19 protein-coding genes are annotated in these 17556 nt (G+C 65.2%); 11 read left to right on the top strand and 8 right to left on the bottom strand.

All coding sequences use genetic code 11. The features are described 5' to 3' along the window. Positions 1 to 30 precede the first annotated feature (30 nt). Positions 31 to 1239, bottom strand: coding sequence for a DUF4105 domain-containing protein (locus tag B0E46_RS08095; protein WP_077555283.1), 1209 nt, complete (start codon positions 1237 to 1239; stop codon positions 31 to 33). 54 nt (positions 1240 to 1293) lie between these two features. Beyond that, positions 1294 to 2637: a tRNA (N6-isopentenyl adenosine(37)-C2)-methylthiotransferase MiaB gene (gene miaB, locus B0E46_RS08090; protein WP_077555282.1), complete on the bottom strand. Its 1344-nt coding sequence runs from the start codon at positions 2635 to 2637 to the stop codon at positions 1294 to 1296. 241 nt (positions 2638 to 2878) lie between these two features. Here miaB and B0E46_RS08085 point away from each other — a divergent pair, with 241 nt between their 5' ends. Further along, positions 2879 to 4039, top strand: a complete 1161-nt coding sequence (locus tag B0E46_RS08085) for a lytic transglycosylase domain-containing protein (protein ID WP_077555281.1) — start codon at positions 2879 to 2881, stop codon at positions 4037 to 4039. Position 4040: 1 nt separating this feature from the next. On the opposite strand, the gene B0E46_RS08080 is transcribed toward B0E46_RS08085, so the two are convergent. Beyond that, a complete protein-coding gene (locus B0E46_RS08080; protein WP_077555280.1) occupies positions 4041 to 5222 on the bottom strand; it encodes a trypsin-like peptidase domain-containing protein in 1182 nt (393 codons plus the stop codon). 159 nt (positions 5223 to 5381) lie between these two features. Between B0E46_RS08080 and petA the strand changes: the two genes are divergently transcribed. From petA to B0E46_RS08055, 5 genes are all read left to right on the top strand, one after another. Then, positions 5382 to 5987, top strand: a complete 606-nt coding sequence (gene petA, locus B0E46_RS08075) for a ubiquinol-cytochrome c reductase iron-sulfur subunit (RefSeq protein ID WP_077555279.1) — start codon at positions 5382 to 5384, stop codon at positions 5985 to 5987. Then, the gene (locus tag B0E46_RS08070; RefSeq protein WP_077555278.1) at positions 5987 to 7288 is read left to right on the top strand and encodes a cytochrome bc complex cytochrome b subunit; all 1302 of its coding nucleotides are present in this window, start codon (positions 5987 to 5989) and stop codon (positions 7286 to 7288) included. The genes petA and B0E46_RS08070 overlap by 1 nt, the downstream gene beginning before the upstream one ends. A gap of 13 nt (positions 7289 to 7301) precedes the next feature. Beyond that, positions 7302 to 8030 (top strand): cytochrome c1, encoded by a 729-nt coding sequence (locus B0E46_RS08065; RefSeq protein ID WP_077555277.1) that lies wholly within the window; start codon positions 7302 to 7304, stop codon positions 8028 to 8030. Between the two features lie 70 nt (positions 8031 to 8100). After that, a complete protein-coding gene (locus B0E46_RS08060; protein ID WP_077555276.1) occupies positions 8101 to 8739 on the top strand; it encodes a glutathione S-transferase N-terminal domain-containing protein in 639 nt (212 codons plus the stop codon). Beyond that, the gene (locus B0E46_RS08055) at positions 8726 to 9181 is read left to right on the top strand and encodes a ClpXP protease specificity-enhancing factor (protein ID WP_254425089.1); all 456 of its coding nucleotides are present in this window, start codon (positions 8726 to 8728) and stop codon (positions 9179 to 9181) included. The genes B0E46_RS08060 and B0E46_RS08055 overlap by 14 nt, the downstream gene beginning before the upstream one ends. 34 nt (positions 9182 to 9215) lie before the next feature. Here the strand turns inward: B0E46_RS08055 and B0E46_RS08050 are convergent, their stop codons facing one another. From B0E46_RS08050 to B0E46_RS08035, 4 genes are all read right to left on the bottom strand, one after another. Then, the gene (locus tag B0E46_RS08050) at positions 9216 to 9626 is read right to left on the bottom strand and encodes a DUF3301 domain-containing protein (protein WP_077555274.1); all 411 of its coding nucleotides are present in this window, start codon (positions 9624 to 9626) and stop codon (positions 9216 to 9218) included. Between the two features lie 45 nt (positions 9627 to 9671). Then, positions 9672 to 10529, bottom strand: coding sequence for a carboxylating nicotinate-nucleotide diphosphorylase (gene nadC, locus B0E46_RS08045; RefSeq protein WP_077555273.1), 858 nt, complete (start codon positions 10527 to 10529; stop codon positions 9672 to 9674). Then, positions 10526 to 12838 carry a DUF1631 domain-containing protein gene (locus tag B0E46_RS08040; RefSeq protein WP_077555272.1) on the bottom strand — a complete coding sequence of 771 codons (2313 nt, stop codon included), beginning with the start codon at positions 12836 to 12838 and terminating at the stop codon, positions 10526 to 10528. The genes nadC and B0E46_RS08040 overlap by 4 nt, the downstream gene beginning before the upstream one ends. A 129-nt stretch (positions 12839 to 12967) precedes the next feature. Then, positions 12968 to 13240 carry a Trm112 family protein gene (locus B0E46_RS08035; protein WP_077555271.1) on the bottom strand — a complete coding sequence of 91 codons (273 nt, stop codon included), beginning with the start codon at positions 13238 to 13240 and terminating at the stop codon, positions 12968 to 12970. Positions 13241 to 13309: 69 nt separating this feature from the next. On the opposite strand from B0E46_RS08035, the gene purE reads away from it, so the two are divergent. After that, entirely contained in the window at positions 13310 to 13813 is a 504-nt protein-coding gene (gene purE / locus B0E46_RS08030) for a 5-(carboxyamino)imidazole ribonucleotide mutase (protein ID WP_077555490.1), read from the top strand. Continuing rightward, positions 13810 to 14964 (top strand): 5-(carboxyamino)imidazole ribonucleotide synthase, encoded by a 1155-nt coding sequence (locus tag B0E46_RS08025; RefSeq protein ID WP_077555270.1) that lies wholly within the window; start codon positions 13810 to 13812, stop codon positions 14962 to 14964. Before purE ends, B0E46_RS08025 begins: the two co-directional genes overlap by 4 nt. Before the next feature lie 72 nt (positions 14965 to 15036). Here B0E46_RS08025 and B0E46_RS08020 read toward each other — a convergent pair whose 3' ends face one another. Continuing rightward, complete coding sequence (locus B0E46_RS08020; RefSeq protein WP_077555269.1) at positions 15037 to 15615, bottom strand: Fe-Mn family superoxide dismutase; 579 nt, start codon at positions 15613 to 15615, stop codon at positions 15037 to 15039. 110 nt (positions 15616 to 15725) lie between these two features. Between B0E46_RS08020 and grxD the strand changes: the two genes are divergently transcribed. The 3 genes from grxD to B0E46_RS08005 all read left to right on the top strand — a co-directional run bounded on the left by grxD (position 15726) and on the right by B0E46_RS08005 (position 17482). Next, positions 15726 to 16049, top strand: a complete 324-nt coding sequence (gene grxD, locus B0E46_RS08015) for a Grx4 family monothiol glutaredoxin (RefSeq protein WP_077555268.1) — start codon at positions 15726 to 15728, stop codon at positions 16047 to 16049. Then, a complete protein-coding gene (locus B0E46_RS08010) occupies positions 16046 to 16816 on the top strand; it encodes an SDR family NAD(P)-dependent oxidoreductase (protein WP_139350470.1) in 771 nt (256 codons plus the stop codon). Before grxD ends, B0E46_RS08010 begins: the two co-directional genes overlap by 4 nt. 66 nt (positions 16817 to 16882) lie before the next feature. Beyond that, entirely contained in the window at positions 16883 to 17482 is a 600-nt protein-coding gene (locus B0E46_RS08005) for a YhgN family NAAT transporter (protein ID WP_077555489.1), read from the top strand. The last annotated feature ends 74 nt before the right edge of the window (positions 17483 to 17556 follow it).

The raw sequence follows: 17556 nt of genomic DNA, 5'->3' as shown, positions 1-17556 counted from the left end.
AGGTCGTGAGCTGTAGCTGCGGCGATGGCGTCAGCCGGTGCGCCGCAGGCTCCATGCCAGTGCGATCCAGCACGGCAGGGCGAGCAGCAGCCAGGGTTGGTTCTGCTGCACGACACCGGGCAGCAGATGCAGCAGCACGGCAGCCAATCCGGCCAGCAGCTGCAGTGCGATCACGCCATCGATGAAGCGCCCCGCGGCCTGGCCGCGGCGTGCCCGCCACAGCGTCGGCAGCAGCGCGAAGGCCAGCGGATTGAACAGCAGCAGGTTGGCGTTGGCCCAGGCCGAGTGGTGCGAGGTCAGTGTCCACAGGGCAAGCAGCAGGACGCCGACAAGGCCGGCCGGCAGCAGGTAGAGCGTGCCGAGCAGGGCGTAGCCGGTGGGCCACCAGCGTCGTGTCGCGACGATCAACATGGCGATCAACACCCCGCCCAGCGCCAGCGGAAGCCGCAAATCGGGTGCGCTGGGCGGTGGCACGTCCAGCCGGTTCGGCGACAGCAGCTGTTCGTCCTGCAGCAGTGGTTGCAGGGCACCGTGGCCGCTGTCGATACGGACGTCGCGCATCTGCGTCTGCAGCACCATCGGCAGAAAACTTTCCTGCCAGGCGTTGAGCGGCTGGTCCGCATACGGACCCAGGCCAAGATCCAGTACCAGCATCAGCCACGGCTGCGCGCTCATCAGGCGCGCCGTCTGCTGGCGATAGGTCATGCCGCCGGTACGCGCGCTGAGCTGGGTCTTCAGCACGCCGCCAAGCGCCTTGTCCAGCGCATCGCGCACGCGGGTGGTGCAGTTGTCGACGTAGTAGTCGTAGTTGTAGCCGGCATTTTCCGGGCGCAGGTTCCACAACAGGAAGTCGCGCAGCGCGGCGGCCTGGTCGGCGTCCAATGCCAGTCGCTGGCGGGTCACCGAGCGACCGGCGGTGACGTAGTCGCTTTCGTCGAGCGTACTCGGTGCGGCATCCATCAGGTAATGCATGCGGCCGCGGGCGAAGTTGACGAAGAAGTTCGACTCGTTGAAATCGAACACGCCGTAGTTGAAGTTGATCGCTTCGCCCGAGGCGCTGTCGCGCAGCTCGATCGCGTCATGGCCGAAGCGTTCCCAGTAGGTTTCGCCGGGACCGTAGGTGATCAGCGACACCTCAAGGTTTGCACCGGGTGCATTGGCGATGCTGGCATGGGCGCTGGAGAGCATGCCGAACAGCAGCAACGCGAACAGCAGCAGAATGGAACTGGTGCGATGCATGCGGCGGAAGTCTCGGCAGGGGGCGTGGGGTGTCGTGCTAAGGCTAAGAACGAATCAGGCGGCCACGCCGTCCGCCAGCTGCAGACGCCCGCGCAGCGAATTGCTCATCGCTTCGGTGATCACCACATCGACGAACTGGCCGATCAGGCGCGGATGACCCGGGAAGTTGACGAAGCGCATGTTCTCGGTGCGCCCGGTCAGTTCGCGGGCGTCGCGCGTGCTGGGCTTTTCCACCAGCACGCGCTGCACGCTGCCGATCATCGCCTGGCTGATCCGCTTCGCGTTTGCGTTGATGGTTGCCTGCAACCGGGTCAGCCGGGCGTGCTTTTCCGCCGCAGGCGTGTCGTCGGCGAGATTCGCCGCCGGCGTGCCGGGGCGCGAGGAGAAGATGAAGGAGAAGCTCTGGTCGAAGCCGATGTCGTCGATCAGCTTCATGGTCTTCTCGAAATCCGCCTCGGTCTCGCCGGGGAAGCCGACGATGAAATCGGAGGACACGCAGATGTCCGGGCGCACCGCGCGCAGCTTGCGGATCTTCTGCTTGAACTCCAGCGCGGTGTAGCCGCGCTTCATCGCGCTGAGGATGCGGTCGGAGCCGGCCTGCACCGGCAGGTGCAGATAGTTGGCCAGCTGCGGCACGTTGGCGTAGGCCTCGATCAGCGAGTCGGAGAACTCCAGCGGGTGCGAGGTGGTGAAGCGGATGCGGCCGATGCCATCGATCTGCGCGATCGCGTGGATCAGCACGGCGAGGTCCGCGATGCCGCCGTCGTGGGTCGGGCCACGATACGCGTTGACGTTCTGGCCGAGCAGGTTCACCTCACGCACGCCCTGCGCGGCGAGCTGGGCGACCTCGACGATGACGTCGTCGAATGGGCGGCTGATTTCCTCGCCGCGGGTGTACGGCACCACGCAGTAGCTGCAGTACTTCGAGCAGCCTTCCATGATCGAGACGAAGGCGGTCGGACCTTCGGCGCGCGGCTCGGGCAGGCGGTCGAACTTCTCGATCTCCGGGAAGCTGATGTCCACCTGCGGCTTGCCGCTGGCGCGCTGCTGCTCGATCAGCTGTGGCAGGCGGTGCAGGGTCTGCGGGCCGAACACCAGGTCGACGTAGGGCGCGCGCTTGACGATCGCGTCGCCTTCCTGCGATGCCACGCAGCCGCCAACGCCGATCAACACCGGCTTGCCGTCCTTCTTGTGCTGCTTCCAGCGGCCGAGCTGGCTGAACACCTTCTCCTGCGCCTTCTCGCGGATCGAGCAGGTGTTGATCAGGATCACGTCCGCCTCGGACTCGTCCTGGGTCAATTCCATGCCATGCGACGCCTTGAGCACGTCGGCCATCTTGGCCGAGTCGTACTCGTTCATCTGGCAACCGTGGGTCTTGATGAAAAGCTTGCCGCTCATGGCGTGGGAATACCGTGGTTCGTGGCGCAGTAGGTGCAATCCGCTGAACCGCGCAGTCTACCTGTCTGCAGGCATGCCTGCCAGTCGATGGCATGGAGGATCAAGCACTTGCGGCAGCCGGCGCGGTATCGGACAGCTGCCCCGACTGTTGCAGAATCGAAGTGTTCGGCGAACGGTGCACGGTGCACGAAATGGCGATCGCGTACTTGGCGCCGGAAGCGCGTGACGGCACACTGCATCCATGTTCGACGTCGCAAGCCACGGGGGAAGCGTCGATCGGCCTGCCCGGAGCTTCCCTTCACACTCGATCCTGTTCCGGGTCGTGCTGGGCTGTGCGCTGCTGTGGGCCGGAGGCTGGTGCGCACAGGCACGGGCCGGCACGCTGTATCGGTGCACCGGGGCCAGTGGCGAAGTGGCCTTCAGCAGCAGCAAGATCGGCTACCACGGCTGCAAGCCGATAAGTACCTATGCCGCGTCGGCACCGGCGCACCAGGCGCCGCCGCGCATTTCGCTGACGGGAGTGACCGGTTCGGTAGAAACCAGCGCGCGCCGCCTTGTTGCGGATGAGGTTGAGCCGGTTTCGCTCGCCCGCGTGCAGGCAACGGTCGAGACCACTGCTCGGCCGCTCGATGCGGGCCAGCTGCGGCACGCATCGCTGGCGGCGGTGCATGGCTCGGTCGAAACGACGGCCAAGCTGCCCTTGGCCGCGGCCGCCGCAGGCACGCCCGGTCAATGGAGCTATCACGAATCACACGATGCACCGGCGCCGCCGGCGGTAGTCGCGGATGACCCGGGCACCCGCATCCTGCGTGGAGCGGTCTACCGCATCGTGCGGGCAGACGGCAGCGTGGAGTACACCAACCTGCCTGTGGCGGGGCAGAAGGGTCGCACCGTGACCATGTTGTTCAGCTATATCGCCACCTGCGTCGCCTGCGACCTGCATTCGACGATCCGCTGGGGCAGCGTTTCGCTCAACCTCACCGCCTATGCCGACACGATCCGCGCCGCCAGCATGGAATATGGTGTGGACGAGGCGTTCCTGCGCGCAATCATCCATGCCGAAAGTGCATTCAACCCGCGCGCGCTGTCGCTGAAGGGAGCTCAGGGCCTGATGCAGTTGATGCCTGCCACGGCCAGCGACATGGGTGTGCTGGATGCGTTCAATACCGATCAGAATATCCGTGGCGGCGCGCGCTACCTGAGCCTGCTGTTGCACAACTTCAATGGCAACGAGCGGCTGGCTGCAGCCGCCTACAATGCCGGGCCGGGTGCGGTGCAGCGCTATAGCGGGGTGCCGCCCTATGCCGAAACCCAGGTGTACGTGGAGCGCGTGGAAACCCTGCGCAAGCGTTATGGCGCGGCGATCCATCCGCCGCTGGCGAGCGCGCGCGGTCCGGGTTGAATCAGTCGCCCAGCGTGGTGTTGGCGCTCATCGGCGGCCGTTGCGCCAAGGTCACCTCGACGTGGAACGGGCTACCGTCGCGCAGGCCGGAGACTTCCACCACATTGCCCGGTTTAAGCGCAGCTTCGCGCCGGCGCAAGTCGGCGGGGTCGAGGATGTCGTCATTGCCAATGCGCAGCAGGATGTCGCGTGCCTTGATGCCGGCCTGCTCGGCCGGGCCCCCGGGAGTAACCTCGGTGACCTGGACGCCACGCGCCGCCGCCGGCAGGCCGCCATTGGCAGCCAGCGGCACGAAGGCATAGTCGGCGCCCAGCCAGCCACGGACGACATGCCCGGTGGTGATGAGCTGGTCCAGCACCTTGCGCGCGGTGGCGACCGGTATCGCAAAGCCGATACCTTCCGCGCCGGCGGCCTTGCCGATCAGCAAGGTATTGATGCCCACCAGCTCGCCTTCGGTATTGATCAGGGCTCCGCCCGAGTTGCCCAGGTTGATCGCCGCATCGGTCTGGATGAAATCCTCGGCGCTGGCGCTGTTCAACTGACGTCCCACCGCGCTGACGATGCCCATCGTGACGGTCTGGTTGAGCCCGAGCGGGTTGCCGATCGCCAGCACCACGTCACCCGCCCGCAGCAACTGCTGGTCGGCCATGCGGATCACCGGCAGGTTGCTGGCGTCGATCTTCAGGACCGCCAGGTCGGTCTCCTCGTCCGCGCCGACCAGGGTGGCCTTGGCGATGCGGCCGTCGTACAGCAGCACCTGGATGTCGGCGGCCTGGGCGATCACGTGGTTGTTGGTCAGTACGTAGCCCTGGCCCTGCGCACTGACGATGACGCCCGAGCCGAGGGTCTGCTCTCGATGCTGGTAGGTCGTGGGCTGGCCACCGAACAGCTGCTGCAGCACCGGGTTGTCGTACATCTTCACCGCCTGCTCGGTGACGATCTTGTTGGCATAGATGTTCACCACCGAGGGAGCGGCGATGGCCACTGCATCGGCGTACGAGACCGGGCCGTTGCCCATGTGTACGGTGCCGGATGCCGGGGCCGGCGATGACGTGGACAGGCCGAACCGCGCGCGCAGCCGCTCGCCGCTGCCGGGCCAGAACAGGCTGACCACAAACGCCATCGCCAGGCCGAGGACGACGAAGCGAGCGATGAAGGCAAGCGTGCCGGCGGCATGTTTCATGTCGAAAGGAGAGGGTTCCGGCAAATCATGGCGAGGGTCGCGGCGGATCAACTTCGCCGGGATGCGGTTTTATTGTACGGGGCAAGGCCTGACGCTACACTAACGCGATTTTTGCGGGGTCCAAAACCCCACCATGCATCGCAAGTACCGGAGAGCCTGATGGCGAACGAAGTCGTCGATCACGGCCGCCGCCGTTTCCTGACAGCAACCACTGCGGTGGTGGGTGGTCTTGGAATCGTGTCGGCAGCTGTGCCCTTCATCAAGTCGTGGGAACCCAGCGCGCGCGCCAAGGCCGCTGGTGCTCCGGTTACCCAGTCGTTGAAAAAGATCGAGCCAGGCCAGCAGTTGATCGTGGGCTGGCGCAGCCTGCCGGTATTCATCGTCAACCGCACGCCGGCCCAGCTGGCGACGTTGCCGCAGCAGGACCCGCGGCTGGTCGATCCGAAGTCGGACGGCAGCTCGGCCACGCAGCAGCCGAAGTACGCCCAGAACGAAACCCGCTCGATCAAGCCCGAGTGGCTGGTGATGGTCGGCATCTGCACCCACCTGGGCTGCGTGCCGAACTTCGTGGGCGAGATCAAGCCGGAGCCGTTCGATCCGAACTGGCAGGGCGGCTACTACTGCCCCTGCCATCATTCGCGCTACGACATGGCAGGCCGTGTCTACCAGGGTGTGCCGGCGCCGAAGAACATGGAAATCCCGCCGTACAACTTCATTGACGACAACACCATCCAGATTGGCGTGGATCCGAAGGGGGCTGCGTAATGGCCAACGTATTCACGAGCATCGGTGACTGGGTCACCGAGCGCGCGCCGAACATGATGCCGATGTACCGCAAGCACATGACGGAGTACTACGCGCCGAAGAACTTCAATCTCTGGTACTACTTCGGTTCGCTGGCGATCGTGGTGCTGATCAACCAGATCGTCACCGGCATCTTCCTCACCATGAACTACAACCCGAGCGCGGCGGGAGCCTTCGACTCGGTGCAGTACATCATGCGTGACGTGGAGTGGGGCTGGCTGATCCGCTACATGCATTCCACCGGCGCCTCGCTGTTCTTCGTGGTGGTGTTCCTGCACATGTTCCGCGGCATCATGTACGGCTCGTACAAGAAGCCGCGCGAGCTCGTGTGGCTGCTCGGCATGCTGATCTTCCTGGTGCTGATGGCCGAGGCGTTCATGGGCTACGTGCTGCCGTGGGGCAACATGTCGTTCTGGGGCGCCAAGGTGATCGTGTCGCTGTTCGGCACCATCCCGGTGATCGGCGGCACCCTGGTCGAGTGGATCATGGGCGACTTCCTGCCGGCCGATGCCACGCTTAACCGCTTCTTCGCGCTGCACGTGATCGCGCTGCCGATCGTGCTGCTGCTGCTGGTGGTGCTGCATCTGGCCGCACTGCACGAAGTGGGCTCGAACAACCCGGACGGCGTCGAGATCAAGAAGGGGCCCAAGGGCAACCGCTGGGACGCGCTGAAGCCGGCCGACGGCATCCCGTTCCACCCCTACTACACGGTGAAGGACCTGTTCGGCGTGGGCTTCTTCCTGCTGATCGCCGCGTTCATCATCTTCTTCGCGCCGACCTTCGGCGGCTGGTTCCTCGAGCATGACAACTCGATCATGGCCAACAACCTGGTCACTCCGGCCGAGATCAAGCCGGTGTGGTACTTCACGCCGTTCTACGCGATCGTGCGCATGGTCCCGTCCTTCCTCGGCACCGCCGTGTGGGGCGTGCTGGCGATGTTCGGCGCGATCGTCGTGTTGTTCCTGCTGCCGTGGTTCGACCGTGGCCAGGTCAAGTCGATCCGCTACCGCGGCACCGGTTACAAGGTCGCGCTGGGCGTGTTCGTGATCGCGTTCCTCGGCCTGGGTGCGGTCGGTGCCGGCATCACCGCCGAGGTGATCCCGGAGTGGTTCGGCAACGTCGACCTGACAACCTGGGAAAACGCGTTCGGCCGCACGATGACGCTCATCTATTTCGGCTTCTTCGCATTCCTTTGGGCCTACACGCATTTCGGCTGGGAAAAGACCAAGCCGGTTCCGGATCGGGTGACGATGCATGACTAAGCGGCAGATCACGATGAAGCATTTCCTCTCCGCGGCCGCGCTAGCGTTCGGTCTCCTGGTCGGCGGCATGCCGGCGCACGCCGAAGGTGAAGCCGGGCTGCTCAAGTCCGGTTCCGATGTGCGTGACCAGGCGTCGCTGCAGCGTGGTGCCAGGTTGTTCTTCAATTACTGCGTCGGCTGCCACTCGCTGAAGTATGTGCGCTACTCGCGCATTGCCGAGGACCTGGGTCTTTCCGAACAGGAGGTGATGCAGAACCTCAATTTCACCGGGGCCAAGTTCGACGACCCGGTGGTTTCGCACATGCCGGCCGACTCGGCAGGCAAGTGGTTCGGCAAGGCCCCGCCGGATCTCTCGCTGGAAGTGAGCGCGAAGAGTGCGGACTGGGTCTACACCTACCTCAATACGTTCTACCTGGATCCGCACAGCCCGATCGGCTGGAACAACACCACCTTGCCGAATGCCGCGATGCCGTTCCCGCTGTGGGAGCTGCAGGGCATGCAGGCGGCGGTGATGAAGCCGGGTACCGACGAGGTTGAGAAGCTCGAACTGGCCAAGCCGGGCAAGCTGACGCCGGCGCAGTACCAGCAGGCCACCCGCGACCTGACCAGTTTTCTGGAATACGCTTCCGAGCCGGCTGCCCTGCAGCGCCATCATTACGGTATCTGGGTGTTGCTGTTCCTGGCGTTCTTCACCTTGTTGGCCTACATGCTCAAGAAGGAATACTGGAAGGACGTCCACTGACGCCTGGTGGCATCATCCGACTGCGGCGGCCACGAGCCGCCGCAGTCGTCTCACCGATGGGGAATCGAGCATGGTTCAAAGCGTTCGCTCGCGTACCGTACTTACGCTCTACACCACAGCGGATGACATCCAGTGTCATCGCGCTCGCTTGGTGCTGGCCGCCAAGGGTGTCAGCTATGAACGTGTGCTGGTGGATCCGGCCCGGCCGCCGGAGGATCTGATCGATCTCAATCCATATGCCAGTACACCGACCCTGATCGATCGCGACCTGACCTTGTTCGATACGGCGGTGGTCTGCGAATACCTCGATGAGCGTTACCCGCATCCACCCTTGATGCCGATCGACCCGCAATCGCGAGCACGCTTGCGGGTGGCGGCGGTGCGCATCGAGAAAGACTGGCTGCCCGAAGTGGACACTATCCGCGCTGGCGGCCGGCCGGCAGACGCAGCGCGCAAGCGGCTGCGCGAGCAGCTGTTGTCCACCTTGCCACTGTTCAAGGCATCGAAATTCTTCCTCAATCCGGAGATGAGCCTGGCCGACTGCCTGGTGGCGCCGGTGATCTGGCGGCTGCCGTGGCTTGGGGTCGATCTGGGGCGCGAGGGCAAGCCGATCATCGATTATGGCGAGCGTCTGTTCCACAGCCAGGGTTTTGCGCGCAGCATGACCGATCAGGAAAAGGCGATGCGGCAACTCCATGAGCAAGCATGACACCCCTGTACCGATGAGCTCCAACCGCCCGTACCTGTTGCGGGCGATCTACGACTGGATCAGCGACAACAACCTGACGCCCTACGTGCTGGTCGATGCCACCTTCAAGGGGGTGCGGGTGCCGCCGCAGGTGATCAAGAACGGCCAGGTCGTGCTCAATCTCGCGATGCGCGCGGTGGCTAACCTGGACCTGGGCAACGAATGGATCAGCTTCCAGGCCCGTTTTTCCGGTGCCAGCCAATCCATCCAGATCCCGGTTCAGGCGATCCTGGCGCTGTATGCGCAGGAGAACGGGCAAGGCATGATGTTTCCGGCCGACGAAGAGGGCGGTGACACGCCGCCGTCCACGCCGGAGCCCGACGACACGCCGCCTGCGCCCGGGGCTGACGATGGTGGCGACGACAAGCCCAAGCGCGGTGCCCATCTGCGCGTGGTCAAGTAGAGGTCGCTCGGCGAAACCCTGCTTCGGCGGGCACTCAGTGCAGCCTGTCGCCGGCGCGGGGACGCGGGTGCATCGGTATGACGTTGCTGGTCGCCGTGGTCAGGGCTGGCGTGGACGCGGGCTGATGCGCGGACAGCAACGCAATGGTCGGCAGACTCAGGCTACTCAGTGCGTCGCCCAGCATCCACAGGCGTCCGGGCTCACGATCATGCCCGTCGATGCTCACCTCGAAGCCATAACAGCGCTCAAGCCGGTGCAGGCCATTGACGCGGCGCAGGCGCACGGCGCGCAGACCAACCGTTTCATCGAGTAGTTGCAGGCCGTGCTGCTGGCATTGCCGACGTGCTTCCCGTACGGCGCGTTCGCGCGCCACGCTGAGCTTCAGCCACAGCCCCACGATGGCGAGCAGCACCAGCAACAGCAGCAGATTGGAAAAATCGCTCATCTGCGCAGTGTGTGGGCGACAGCACCCATCCGCAAGCCGAGGTAATCAGCTCAACCGCAGCCGCAGCGAAAGGTCGATCGCCCGCACGTGCTTGGTCAGTGCGCCCACCGAGATGAAATCCACGCCGGTACGGGCAAACTCGCCGATCGTGTGCAGGTCGACATTGCCGGACACTTCCAGCGGAATGCGGCCAGCGGTGAATTGCACGGCTTCGGTCATCTGCGGCAGGCCGAAGTTGTCCAGCATGATCCGGTCCACGCCGGCATCGATCGCCTGCGCCAGCTCGTCGAGGTTTTCCACCTCGACTTCCAGCAGCAGGTTCGGGTGCAACTGCCGCGCCGACTGCACGGCGGCCGCGATGCCACCGGCCGCGATGATGTGGTTTTCCTTGACCAGGATCGCGTCGTACAAGCCGATGCGGTGGTTATGGCCGCCGCCGCAGCGCACCGCGTATTTCTGCGCGAGGCGCAGGCCCGGTATAGTTTTGCGGGTGTCCAGGATGCGTACGCCGGTACCGGCCACGGCGGCCACGTAATCGGCGGTGACTGTGGCGGTAGCGGAAAGCAGCTGCAGGAAATTCAGTGCGGAGCGTTCGGCACTGACCAGCGAACGGGCATGCCCGGACAGGCGGCAGATGACGGTGCCGGGCCCGACCCGTTGCCCGTCGCGGGTTTGCCAATCGATCTGCACGGCCGGATCGAGCCGGCGAAAACAGGCATCGAACCACGCCGTGCCGGCGACTACCGCCGGGTCGCGGCAGGTCAGCTCGGCGTGAGCGTGGGCATCGATCGGCAGCAGCTCGGCAGTGGCATCGCCCTGGCCAAGGTCCTCGGCGAGGGCGCGTTCGATATCGACAGCGACGTGGGCGGCATCCGGCGCCAGCGGCGCAAATGGTTGACTCATTCCGTGTCCGTGGCGGCAGGTGGTGCGGCGTTGTCCGATTGGCTCAGGCGGCCGACGATGGCGCTCAGGGCGCGATCAAACAGTGCATTCGCGGCGAGTATGCGGGCCAGGCCATCGATCAGCAGGACAGCCAGTTCCTGCGGCGAGTAATCCGCCACTTTCAGGCCGCGCCGGTTGACGAACAGATAGCGGCCGCTCATCGGGCTGATCCACGACAGCTTGGCGCGGGTCATGGCTTCCTCGAAGTGGCTGAACTCCAGCCAGGTGCCAGGCTGCAATGCCTGGACCTGCTGCCATTCGGGGCTGTCCGGCGGTATCGCGACATTCTCTTCCGGGCTGCTCTCTTCCGGTTCGGCCTCGCGCTGGATGACCGGCTGGATGCTGTCGGGTATGGCCAGCATCGCGCTGTCTTCGTCGGTCGTGACCACTTCGGTGGTCTCGACGGTCTCGCCAAGTTGCTGCCGGTAATAGGCATGCAGCTGGCCCAGCAGGCGCTCGGTGTCGTGCTCCTGGAAGGCCACATTGGCCAGGCCCTGGCGCAATGCACGCTCGATGCCGGGCAGCATCTGGCGCAGGTTCTGCCGGCTTTCGGGATCGGTGACGGCGCGGGTGCTGGCGATGAAGTCATCCACGAAGCGCAAGGCGCTCTTGAACTCGGGCGAAGTTTCGCCCTGGCGCAGCAAGGTCAGCACCATGTGATTCGCCCAGGCCCTTGCCAGCACGCCGTGCACCAGCGGCGGCAGCTTGCGCTCACCGATGCGATCGAGGATTTCACGCGCCGCACGCCGCCGCGCCTGCTCGAGCTTTTCACGGCCGCGGGTGGATTCGGCTACGCGCTGTTCGGCGAGTTCGGAGCGTCGCTTGTTGACGTCCTGGAACTGTTGCAGGTCGGTCAGCAGGCGCTCGAAGATGCCCATGTCATCGTCGAATTCATGCAGCAGCTGCTCGACGACCCATTTCACCTTGTCGTGCAGGCGACGATCGCGGTCGGACTCTTCCGACCAGCCCTTGGCCTGTTCGGCCAGGCAGTCCAGCAACCGGCGTGCCGGATGCTGGCGGTGCGCAAACAGCTTGCGGTCGAGGATTGCCGCCTTGAGGTAAGGGATCTGCAGGCGTGCCAGCATGACCTGCATCTCGGCAGGCAGGTTGCGGTCTTCCAGGATGAATTCGAACAGCATCCCAACCAGGTCGATGGTGTCCTCATCGATGGTGGCGACGTGACTGGGGCGTTCGCCGCGCAGCGCGCCGATCTGGCTCAGCAACTGCCCCTTCAGCTGCATGACTTCGCGGCTGAGCTCGGCAGCATCATCGGGCTGGGCCAGCGGCAACGGGCCGGCGCTGGCGATCTGGCTTTGCAACACGCTGAGGGCGCCAAGCAATTCGTTGGCCGAAGGCAGCGGCCCCGTCGGCATCGCATGCATCCCGCCGCTGCCCGCGTTGCCTGCATTGATGCCGGCCGAACCGCGGCGGGCACTGAACAGTGCATGCAGGGTCTGCAGCAGGTCGCTCGGGATGTCGCCAGCCTCCTCGCCATTTTCCGCTGCGGCACCCGCAGGCTGTTGCGCATTCGCGTTGCCTGAAGCGGCCGCGGCCTTGGCGCCGCTGCGCGCAACCTCATGCCGCAGATGCGGCAGCACGCCGGCACGGGCCAGTTCGGTATTGATTTCCTGGTAGAGCTCTTCCAGCGACGACAGCAGATAGCGATCGAACAGCTTGAAGATGATCAGCTTGACGCGCATGTCCGCGCTGAGCTCATGCAGCGCCTGACGGAAAGCCTGCGCCAGGGTCGCCGGGGCCACCGGATTGTTGGCATCGTCGATCTTGTGGCCGCCGCAGATCACCGACAGCCGCTGGTTGACGGCGAACAGGTCGCGCGCCAGCCGCGATTCGTTCTTGCCGATCATGCTGGTGATCGCGAGCGACTCTTCCAGTTCGTTGTCTGCCACCAGCGACAGCTCGACCGTGCCCGGGGATGCCGGAGCACTTGTGGATGGCTGCTGCGACGGATGGGTCAGTTCGCCCAGGCTGCGGCTGATGGCACCGAGGAAATGCCGCTCCACCGCGGGGCGACGCTTGCGCACTTCGCGCATGCCATCGAAATAGTGCATCTGGGCGGCGTTGTTCTCGGCCTTTTCGGCAAGGTCGAACAGCGCATCGTCGACATGCTCGAAGGCGTTGCCGACCCATTGCTGCAGGCGCCGATTGGCGATGCCGCGCACGGTGTTGAGCAGCTCGCCCACGCGCTCGCTGGCGGGATCCATCCGCTGGTTCAGATTGACAACTCTGGATGGATCACTGGCTTCGTTCATCGCCAATCCCCTGAAACATTGCAATGTGCGGCCGGCAACCGGAGTGCTGCACGAATGCTGACGATAAGCCAAAGCGGCTATCCATGTCATGGTCATGCGTGGGCGGCAGGGCGGTCACGGCGCAGGATTTTACGGGGCGACGGGAAAGGCCGTGAGCTGGGTAGTGCCGATGCCTTCTTCCGGCAGCATGACGGGAATGCCGTCCTCGACCCGGTAGATCACCTTGCGGTCGGTGGTGATCAGCGCTTCGGCCACCCGCTCGCGGACGCGGGTGCCGGCGACGGAGTCGACCTGGCCGGCGGCGATTGCCTCATTCAATGCGTCGAGCTCGTGCTTGCTCAAGGGACGCACCGGCGTTTTGCTGACCGGGCAGCACAGGATGTCGAGTAGACGCTTGTCCATGATGGCTTTTTTGCATGGTGCCGGGGTGGCGGAAAGCCCGTACAATAGCCGTTTTTGGACGGCTCGGCCATGACAGGTACATCCAAGCCGCCGCGCGTTGGCGTGGTGATGGGTTCACGTTCGGACTGGGAAACCATGCAGCACGCCGCCGAGGTGTTGACCGAGCTGGGCGTGCCGCACGAGGTGCAGGTGGTCTCGGCGCACCGCACGCCGGACCTGTTGTTCAGCTATGCCGAGCAGGCCGTTACACGCGGCATCCAGGTAGTCATTGCCGGCGCTGGCGGCGCCGCACACCTGCCGGGCATGCTGGCAGCGAAGACGCGGCTGCCGGTGTTCGGCGTGCCGGTGCAGTCCAAGGCCCTCAATGGCATGGATTCGCTGCTGTCGATCGCGCAGATGCCGGCCGGCATTCCAGTCGGCACGCTGGCGATCGGGCGGGCTGGTGCGGTGAACGCCGGTCTGCTGGCGGCCGCGGTGCTGGCCTTGCACGATCCCGAGCTGGCCACGGCACTGGATTCGTGGCGGGCACGCCAGACCCGGGCCGTGCTGGAACAACCGGATCCGCGCCAATGAGCGACCGACGGCAGCCTGTGCTGGGCATCCTCGGTGGCGGCCAGCTGGCGCGCATGCTGGCGCTGGCCGCGGCACCGCTGGGTGTAAAGGCCTTGGTGGTGGACAGTTCGGCCGATGCCTGCGCGGGGCAGGTCGCGCCGCTGGTGGTGGCTGACTGGACCGATTATGCCGCGCTGGAAGCCTTTGCCGCGCAGGTCGATGTCATCACCTTCGATTTCGAGAACGTGCCGGCCGAGACGGCGCACTGGCTGTCTGCGCGGGTAACGGTGTCGCCGGCACCGCAGGCGCTGGCGGTGGCGCAGGATCGGCTGGCCGAGAAGACCTTGTTCCGCGAATGCGGCCTGCCGACGCCTGAGTTCATCGCGGTGGATACGCGGGAGGGATTGGATCAGGCACTCGCAGCGATCGGGGCGCCGGCGATCCTCAAGACCCGCCGACTCGGCTACGACGGCAAGGGCCAGTTTCGTCTCGGCGGCGTCGCAGATGCCGACGCTGCATGGGCGGCGCTCGGTGCACAGGCATCAAAGCATGGCCTGATCCTCGAGGCGTTCGTGCCGTTCGAGCGCGAGCTGTCCGTGATCGCGGTGCGTGGACGCGATGGCGATTTCCGTACTTGGCCGCTGACCCGCAACTGGCATACCGATGGGGTGCTGGCGATGAGTCTGGCGCCGGCTCCGGATATCGAACAGTTGCAGCAGCGCGCCACGGCGTTGGCGCGCACGCTGGCCGAACGGCTGGACTACGTGGGCGTGTTCGCGCTGGAGCTGTTCGTCAGGAACGGCGAGCTGCTCGGCAACGAGATGGCGCCACGGGTGCACAACTCAGGGCACTGGACCATCGAGGGCGCGCACACCAGCCAGTTCGAGAACCATGTGCGGGCGGTGCTCGGCTTGCCGCTGGGCGATACCGGCGCGCGTGGCATGTCGACGATGTTCAACTGGATCGGCGAGCTGCCTGCGGCGGAACCGGTGCTGCGCGCCGTCGATGCGCACTGGCACGATTACGGCAAGCAGGCCCGAACGGGACGCAAGGTGGGGCATGCCACGTTGTGCGCGCCGGATGCCGGGCTGTTGGCGGGGCGGTTGAATGCCCTGGCCAGCGCCTTGGGGCGTGAGCTGCAGGCAGCGCCGGTGCTGCGCTCGCTCGGGTGAGCTGAAGCGCCAGGCGTGGCCATAAAAAACGGAGCCCTCGGGCTCCGTTTTCGTACCGCCAAACCGGGTCAATCAGGCCAGGTTGCTGGCCGCGAAATCCCAGTTCACCAGGTTCCAGAACGCTTCCAGGTACTTCGGGCGGGCGTTGCGGTAGTCGATGTAATAAGCGTGTTCCCACACGTCAGCGGTGAACAGCGGCTTGTCGCTGCCGGTGATCGGCGTGGCGGCGTTCGAGGTGTTGACGATGCCGAGCGAGCCGTCCGGGCGCTGCACCAGCCAGGTCCAGCCGGAACCGAAGTTGCCGGTCGCCGACTTGGTGAACTCTTCCTTGAACTTGTCGAACGAGCCGAATGCCTTGGTGATCGCGTCGGCGAGCTTGCCGGCCGGTGCGCCGCCCCCCTTGGGGCTCATCGAGTTCCAGTAGAACGTGTGGTTCCAGATCTGCGCGGCATTGTTGAACACGCCGCCGGAGGACTTCCTGATGATCTCTTCCAGTGCGGCGTCCGCAAACTCGGTGCCTTCGATCAGCTTGTTGAGGTTGGTTACGTAGGCCTGGTGGTGCTTGCCGTAGTGGAACTCCAGCGTTTCGGCGGAGATGTGCGGTTCCAGTGCGTTCTTCTCGTACGGCAACGGGGGAAGTTCGATCGCCATGTGTGGCTCCTTGACGGTGGCTGGGGAGATAGTCGGCGCAGCGGACGGCAGCCGACGGCTGACTGATACAATATCGGTCTGCCTGCATTGTAAAGATGAAACACCAAGCTATGGACATCAACGAACAAATCCGGACCACATTGGCCGAGCATTCCATCGTGCTTTTCATGAAAGGCACGCCGGAATTCCCTATGTGCGGGTTTTCCAGCCGCGCCGCCAAGGCGCTTTCCGAGGCCGGCGCGGAATATCACGCGGTGAACGTGCTGGCCGATCCGCAGGTGCGCGCCGCGCTGCCGCATTTCGCCAACTGGCCTACCTTCCCGCAGTTGTTCATCCAGGGCGAGCTGATCGGTGGCTGCGACATCATCGAGGATCTGAACGCTGCCGGTGAGCTGGCGCGCATGGCCACGGACGTGACCGGAGTGGCACCTTGAGGGGCCTGCCGGTTGCCCGATTGCCGGCGGGCTGGGTGCCGGCAACCGATGCCTTGGCGGACCGCGTCGTGCTGGTGACCGGTGCCTATGGCGGCCTCGGCAGCGCGGTTGCGCGGGCAGTCGCCCGTGCCGGCGCGACAGTGGTCATCACCGGCAAGCGCAAGCGCCAGCTGGAGCAGTTGTACGACGCGATGCTTGCCGAAGGCCTGTCCGAGCCGGTGATCCATCCGCTCGACATGGAAGTGGCCACCCCGCGCGAGTACGCCGCTCTGGCCGAAGGGTTGGAGCGCGATCTGGGCCGGCTCGACGGCATCGTGCATTGTGCCGCCAGCTTCACCGGGCTCACCCCGATCGCGATGCACAAGCCGGACGACTGGCTGCGTGCGCTGCATGTGAATGTCTCGGCACCGTTCGCGCTGACCCAGGCCTGTTTGCCGCTGTTGAATCAGGCCAGCGACAGTGCGGTGGTGTTCGTGATGGACGCCCCCGAGCTGGTGCAACGCGCGCACTGGGGTGGTTACGGCGTGTCGAAGGCGGCGCTGGAGCGCTTCGTGGCGATCCTGCACGAGGAAACCGACAGCGGCCCGCTACGCACGCATGCGATGCTGCCGGCACCGATGCGCACGGCGCTGCGGCGGCAGGCGTATTTCGGCGAGGACATCATGCAGCGCCCGCTGCCGGATGCGGCGGCGGCGGCGGCGGTCTATCTGCTCAGCGCGCAGGCACTTGAGGCGCGTGGTGCGGTGCTGGATCTGCGTGTCGACTGAATGCATGCGCCGGTGTCACCGGCGTGGTGATCGCCTCACGAGAAGGGAGTCGAGATGGAAACGCAGATGACCACGTTGTCCGCGGGAATCATGTTGTTTCTGATCATGGATCCGCTGGGCAATATCCCGTTCTTCCTGAGTTTGCTCAAGGACGTGCCGCCGAAGCGTCGGCGCCGGGTGATGGTGCGCGAATTGCTGATCGCGCTGGGCGTGCTGGTGGCGTTCCTGTTCGGCGGCCAGCACATCCTGCAACTGCTGCAGCTGAAGCCCGACTCGATCAGCATCGCCGGCGGCATCGTGCTGTTCCTGATCGGCATCCGCATGGTGTTTCCGCCGGCCGACGGTGGCGGCATCTTCGGCAAGACGGGCGAGGGCGAACCGTTCATCGTGCCGATGGCGATCCCCGGCGTGGCCGGTCCATCGGCGATGGCGGCACTGCTGTTGCTGACCAACACCCAGCCAGGTCGCACCGCCGACTGGATGATCGCCCTGCTACTGGCGTGGCTGGCGACCTCGGCAATTCTGCTCAGCGCGACCTACCTGTTCCGCTGGCTCGGCGAGAGCGTGCTGACGGCGCTGGAGCGCGTGATGGGCATGCTGCTGATCGCGTTGTCGGTGCAGATGTTCATGGCCGGCGTGGCGTCGTTCCTGCATCTGGCCGTCTGAACCCGACCGTCTGAAAGAGCGGGTCGCCGGCTGGGCTGGCCTTGCACACCGGCGCATCGACCGCTTGTCACATT

Origin of the sequence: Rhodanobacter sp. B04 (genome assembly GCF_002001125.1) — a bacterium.
Lineage (GTDB): Bacteria > Pseudomonadota > Gammaproteobacteria > Xanthomonadales > Rhodanobacteraceae > Rhodanobacter.
The sequence above is the reverse complement of the archived record's forward strand: the minus strand, read 5'-3'. Positions and strand labels throughout refer to the sequence as shown.

Bases quoted from the DNA above. Each gene is read 5' to 3' on its own strand.
- B0E46_RS08095 (WP_077555283.1), bottom strand. From the start codon at position 1,239: ATGCATCGCACCAGTTCCATTCTGCTGCTGTTCGCGTTGCTGCTGTTC.
- miaB (WP_077555282.1), bottom strand. From the start codon at position 2,637: ATGAGCGGCAAGCTTTTCATCAAGACCCACGGTTGCCAGATGAACGAG.
- B0E46_RS08085 (WP_077555281.1), top strand. From the start codon at position 2,879: ATGTTCGACGTCGCAAGCCACGGGGGAAGCGTCGATCGGCCTGCCCGG.
- B0E46_RS08080 (WP_077555280.1), bottom strand. From the start codon at position 5,222: ATGAAACATGCCGCCGGCACGCTTGCCTTCATCGCTCGCTTCGTCGTC.
- petA (WP_077555279.1), top strand. From the start codon at position 5,382: ATGGCGAACGAAGTCGTCGATCACGGCCGCCGCCGTTTCCTGACAGCA.
- B0E46_RS08070 (WP_077555278.1), top strand. From the start codon at position 5,987: ATGGCCAACGTATTCACGAGCATCGGTGACTGGGTCACCGAGCGCGCG.
- B0E46_RS08065 (WP_077555277.1), top strand. From the start codon at position 7,302: ATGAAGCATTTCCTCTCCGCGGCCGCGCTAGCGTTCGGTCTCCTGGTC.
- B0E46_RS08060 (WP_077555276.1), top strand. From the start codon at position 8,101: ATGGTTCAAAGCGTTCGCTCGCGTACCGTACTTACGCTCTACACCACA.
- B0E46_RS08055 (WP_254425089.1), top strand. From the start codon at position 8,726: ATGAGCAAGCATGACACCCCTGTACCGATGAGCTCCAACCGCCCGTAC.
- B0E46_RS08050 (WP_077555274.1), bottom strand. From the start codon at position 9,626: ATGAGCGATTTTTCCAATCTGCTGCTGTTGCTGGTGCTGCTCGCCATC.
- nadC (WP_077555273.1), bottom strand. From the start codon at position 10,529: ATGAGTCAACCATTTGCGCCGCTGGCGCCGGATGCCGCCCACGTCGCT.
- B0E46_RS08040 (WP_077555272.1), bottom strand. From the start codon at position 12,838: ATGAACGAAGCCAGTGATCCATCCAGAGTTGTCAATCTGAACCAGCGG.
- B0E46_RS08035 (WP_077555271.1), bottom strand. From the start codon at position 13,240: ATGGACAAGCGTCTACTCGACATCCTGTGCTGCCCGGTCAGCAAAACG.
- purE (WP_077555490.1), top strand. From the start codon at position 13,310: ATGACAGGTACATCCAAGCCGCCGCGCGTTGGCGTGGTGATGGGTTCA.
- B0E46_RS08025 (WP_077555270.1), top strand. From the start codon at position 13,810: ATGAGCGACCGACGGCAGCCTGTGCTGGGCATCCTCGGTGGCGGCCAG.
- B0E46_RS08020 (WP_077555269.1), bottom strand. From the start codon at position 15,615: ATGGCGATCGAACTTCCCCCGTTGCCGTACGAGAAGAACGCACTGGAA.
- grxD (WP_077555268.1), top strand. From the start codon at position 15,726: ATGGACATCAACGAACAAATCCGGACCACATTGGCCGAGCATTCCATC.
- B0E46_RS08005 (WP_077555489.1), top strand. From the start codon at position 16,883: ATGACCACGTTGTCCGCGGGAATCATGTTGTTTCTGATCATGGATCCG.